Source organism: Dorea sp. AM58-8 (assembly GCF_003464045.1).
Lineage (GTDB): Bacteria > Bacillota > Clostridia > Lachnospirales > Lachnospiraceae > Claveliimonas > Claveliimonas ammoniilytica.
Window position 1 is genome coordinate 1 of the sequence record NZ_QSDM01000043.1, and the last position, 4,923, is coordinate 4,923.

A 4,923-nucleotide genomic window follows, 5' to 3' on the forward strand; every position below is an offset into this window, starting at 1 on the left:
TTAAAAACGGCTACCGCACTTTTTGGGTATCCTTACCTTTAAAAATGGCTACCGCACTTTTTGGGTATCCTTGCCTTTAAAAATGGTTACCGCGCTTTTTGGGTATCCTTACTTTAAAAAACGGCTACCGCTTCTCTGGTATCCTCATTAATCTATCTATATACTGTTTTGAATTCTACACTATCCGACCATTTCTGTCAATCCTGCCGCACTTTTTGGGTATAGCTACCGCGCTTTTTGGGAATAATTGGGACTGACATGTCCAAAAAAAGCGGTAACCAACTTTCTCTACTGTTGGTTACCGCGCTTTTTGGGTAATCCCTTATTATTATTAAATGATTCAACCTGTTATGTTTCAACTACTACCCATAAACTGCGGCTACCTTTCCCAATTTTCGTTGTAGCCATGTCCGAAAACTGCGGTTACCATCTCCATAAACTGCGGTAGCCCTTCCCATATACTGCGGTCACCGTTCCCAAATTCTGCGGTAGTTGTCCCCCGCAAGCCTTGATTTATCAGGGTTTGCGTGCTCTCTAAATATATTAAACATGTTGTTGTCATACTATATTATATATATTCTATTGTGCACATATATAGTCCATTTGCATTTCCCAAATAGTGCGGTATTCCTATCCTGACTAGTTCTTTATCTGTCTGATACTAATATCTCTCCAGCTCCCGCATTACATTTTCGACTTTCCAGATAGCATCTCTTACCTGATCCCTTGCTTTATTGATCCTGTCCTGCACCATCCAGTCCACAAAGAAATTATCAAAGAACCAGTCTGCAAATGAGAGAAAATCACCTGTCTCAATATCCAGATTAATCACCATGCTCACATCATTTAATTCTTTACTGAATGACCGAAGATCGTATTTTGCCTGTTCCATATTCTGCTTTGCACGATCCATCCTAGAGCTTTTAATCAGACTTGTGATTGTTCCACCGCCAAACATATCCCACAATCCCCAGTTCCGTGCGCTGTCCAGATTGGTCTGTGCTTCTCTCAGACTATGTAATGCGTGGTTACCAGCTCCATTGCTTCCCTTTTTTCTTTTTCAAAATCGTATGCCATAAGTTATGCCTCCATTAACACAATTACTTTTGCCTGAATTCATCTACTTAAATTCCACCACAACTTCTCTGCCATCAGCCACATTTTCAAATAAACCACGGACTATATTGGTTGCATTTGCATCTGCGGCATCCAGAAGACCGTACTCTGAAGAATTTGCCTGCTCCTTTGCTCTGCTTTCTGCCTCACTGACTACCTCCAGCAGATCATCCTGATTCACATTTAAGATTGCAAAACCTGTATCATAGATTTTCAGATCATCTGATTTGATCTTAATTGAATCTTCATCAATAGTGCAGTGTGGAATCGTTACCGTTATTTTATTATCTGTTTCCTTAATTTCCGCTTTATTTACATCAAATCCGGCTGTAACAGTTGTCTGGTATCTTACCAGAAAATTATTCTTTGTAAGAATCGGGATCTTTCCTTTGGAACATTCAAATACATCCGTGATTACAAGTTTTTGTGTTGTAAGATCCGATGATTTTTCCAATACTGTTTCCAACGGCGTTGTATCTTTTGCTTTTGAATTCCTATAATAACTTACTCCGCTGAATATTCCGATTCCGGCTAATATAATCAGTACAATAATCACGATTCTTTTTATCTTTTTCTTCATTTTCTTTACCTCTTTCACCCTTATATGTTAGACCTTTTGTTACCTTCCCGGCGCTACTAATGCTACAATTCCAACAATAATTAATATCGGAAATGCAATTGACATCAGACCACCGATTACCATTCCTATCAGGATCAATGGAAGAAATACAACCGTTAGTAATAGCTTCGATATTCCCCAGGCTGCTTTAACTCCGAAGATAAATAACTTTCCGAATATCCAAATCATACATATGGTAAATAATAATGACAACATTTTCTTCTCCTTCTGTCGACTCTCTCTTCGACTCTTTATTAGTTTTTGTTCGCGGGTTCTTTCGACTTGAATTCTGATTTATTTTTCACTCCGAGTCTGTCGCTGAATTCGGGATTTTTCTCTATTTTTTCTATTACCCTTATCAGCTGTAATCTCTTTGCTGTATCCAAGCCGTTCACCCCACTTCGCTTGTTCTTGCTGTTTTGGTATGATTCTATTATAATCAATAAAGAATAATAATCTACTTCTGAAACGTGGAAATATACTCTTGTATTTCTCCAATTCAGAGAGATATGAGGTATCACAATGGGAAAACAATCAACTCGCAAAAATAAAACGATATATCAGATCTGTCGGGAAGCTCAAGGTCTTACCCGAGAAAAGGCAGCTGAACTAATGGACGGCATCTCTGATTCAAAGATTGAAAAGATAGAATATGAACTGCAGGAACCAACGCCATATGACATTGTCCAAATGGCGGACTGTTATAGAAGACCGGATCTTTGTAACTACTACTGTTCCCACAAATGCGCTATTGGTGAGCGCTACGTCCCAGAAATAGAGGTATCAGAGCTCTCCAGCATTATCCTGGAGACAATTGCCAGTCTCAATGAAATCAATCCCCTTACCGGGCGTCTCATTCAGATTGCGCGTGACGGCAAGATTACCGATGATGAAATCAAAGATTTTGCATTTATCAGTCAGAAATTGGACGAAGTATCTCTGGCGATAGATTCCCTGAATCTCTGGGTGGACAAAACCGCCAGCGAAAACGGATTAAATATTGAATTACTGAATGAAACAAAAGAAACACTCAAAAAGAGTAGCAGATAAAACGAGGTAAACCAAGCAGTTATGTATTGTTCATGGATTGGGAAGATATGCATATTCGTTACAGTGATAAATTCTCTGACTAATACATCTAGCTCTTTTATTATACCCTTGGCGTTTGGCATAATAAAAGAGCATATTAACATCTTAAAGTATCAGATCAATTATCGTTTTTTTCAGCATCTTCATATCAACCGGTTTGATATATGGGCATTCATTCCAGCCGCGAGAGAACGCTGAATATCCTCTGAAAATGCATTGGCGGTCATAGCAATAATCGGGATTGTCTTTGCCAGTTCATGTGAACTTTTGCGGATTGCCATCGTTGCCTCATAACCATTCATGACCGGCATCTGCACATCCATAAGAATCATATCATAGTCACCTGGAACCGACTGTTCAAATGCCTCTAAAACTTTTTCACCATTCTCACAGATTGTGCACTCTGCACCCTCTATCCTTAACAATTCTTTTAGTATCTCCGCATTCAGTTCATTATCCTCTGCACACAGAAAACGCATTCCTTGCAGACTATTGACATCCGGCTCTTTTTTTTCTGACTGTGATGCCAGCGAGACCGATTTGTCCTCTGCAATTCTCAGGTCTATGAGAACCTCAAAACAGCTTCCCTGTCCCGGTTCACTCTCCACATCAATCGTTCCTCCCATAGCTTCAACCAGATTTTTGGTAATAGCCATTCCAAGGCCAGTTCCCTGTATCTTATTCGTCACAGAACTTTCCGCACGAGAAAAAGCATCAAAGATTGTATCTTTGAAATCTGCTGACATTCCCATGCCATTATCACTGACTAAGAAACGATACTTTGCGTAGACAGATGAATTCGTTTCACATTCTTCTATCAGGAACTGAATCATTCCACCTTCCTGCGTGTATTTCATCGCATTAGATAACAGGTTGCTGAAAATCTGCATCAAATGAACCTGGTCTCCATTCACCCACTCATGCCGGATATTTTCTTTTGTAACCGTAAGAGTCTGCTTTCTTTCGGTTATCTGTGAATGGAATATGGTATTGAGTTCCGTAATAAAATCCAGAATAGAAAAATCTGTATACTTAAAAACTGTTTTTCCCGCCTCAATCTTGCTCATATCCAAAACATCATTAATAATCCCTAATAGATGCTGTGATGAAATATCTATTTTATCTGCATACTCTATCACTTTATCTTTGTTGTCCGCATCATGTCTGATCAAAGAAGTCATACCAATAATTGCATTCATTGGCGTACGAATATCATGCGACATATTGGACAGAAACTCCGTTTTCGCCTTATTTGCATTTTCAGCTGTCTGCAGTGCTTCTGTAGCAATGTTCTTTGCTTTATTCAGCTTTTTGTTGGCCGTTTTCATCTCCTTCATTGCCTGTAGTTGAAGTTCATTATTTCTTTTCTCATATTCAGCTTTTTTGTTGGCAATACTGAGATTGGAAACGCTGTAGAATAATCCAACAAAAAGCAAAAGTACAAAACCTGTCATGAGTATTGTTGCAAATACTATCGTTTTCTGATAATCTCTCAGTACATTATCTACAACGCCTTTTTTCACAATACAGATTAACATGGAGTTGTTACTTTCTATCGGGCAGTACCCAAGATAGTAGCGGTTTTCCTTTCCCAAAAGTTCTACTCCCTGCTCTTTTTTTTCAAGCTTTTTGTTAAGGATTGCCATCTCGTTTTTTGTAATGGCCTGCGCTTTTAGTAAGTGCTTCAGTAAAGAATAATTTCTAAAAAATTTGTCTTCTTCCTGATTAGTATAGGTAACATTTCCATCACTGTCTAACATGAACAGATATGCATTCCCATCATATCCTTTAAGCTTTAACATAGAATCCAGCCTTGAATGATTATACACGGTTCCAATTGCTGTATAAGTTTCCCCATTAATCGTATACTCCTCACACGGAATTGCAACTAAATAACCTTCTTTTTTCGTATGTTCATAATCAAGGCAAACTAGTTTTCCTATGTTATATCCATTCCTTAGATCCAGCAGTAACTTACTTGGCATATCAACCCGCAGTTTTGTTCCATCTGCCGTTATTGCCTTTCCATTTTCCTGAAGGAATATAAGTGTACTTTCAGATTTTTTCTGCCAAACCTCAAAAAATTTTTTATCTGTTTC

General features: G+C 38.5%; 4 protein-coding genes and 1 pseudogene. 1 reads left to right on the forward strand and 4 read right to left on the reverse strand.

Going from position 1 to position 4,923, the window contains the following annotated elements; genetic code table 11:
- Positions 1-661: 661 nt before the first annotated feature.
- The 3 genes from DXA18_RS15220 to DXA18_RS15230 all read right to left on the reverse strand — a co-directional run bounded on the left by DXA18_RS15220 (position 662) and on the right by DXA18_RS15230 (position 1,951).
- Positions 662-958, reverse strand: coding sequence for a hypothetical protein (locus DXA18_RS15220; RefSeq protein ID WP_243007165.1), 297 nt, complete (start codon positions 956-958; stop codon positions 662-664).
- A 162-nt stretch (positions 959-1,120) separates the two neighbouring features.
- A complete protein-coding gene (locus DXA18_RS15225) occupies positions 1,121-1,696 on the reverse strand; it encodes a DUF4230 domain-containing protein (RefSeq protein WP_118384567.1) in 576 nt (191 codons plus the stop codon).
- 39 nt (positions 1,697-1,735) lie between these two features.
- A complete protein-coding gene (locus DXA18_RS15230; RefSeq protein WP_118384568.1) occupies positions 1,736-1,951 on the reverse strand; it encodes a hypothetical protein in 216 nt (71 codons plus the stop codon).
- Positions 1,952-2,257: 306 nt separating this feature from the next.
- On the opposite strand from DXA18_RS15230, the gene DXA18_RS15235 reads away from it, so the two are divergent.
- Positions 2,258-2,785, forward strand: a complete 528-nt coding sequence (locus tag DXA18_RS15235) for a helix-turn-helix domain-containing protein (RefSeq protein WP_118384569.1) — start codon at positions 2,258-2,260, stop codon at positions 2,783-2,785.
- A gap of 144 nt (positions 2,786-2,929) precedes the next feature.
- Here DXA18_RS15235 and DXA18_RS15240 read toward each other — a convergent pair.
- Positions 2,930-4,923 (reverse strand): annotated as a pseudogene (locus DXA18_RS15240) (ATP-binding protein); the annotation flags it as partial.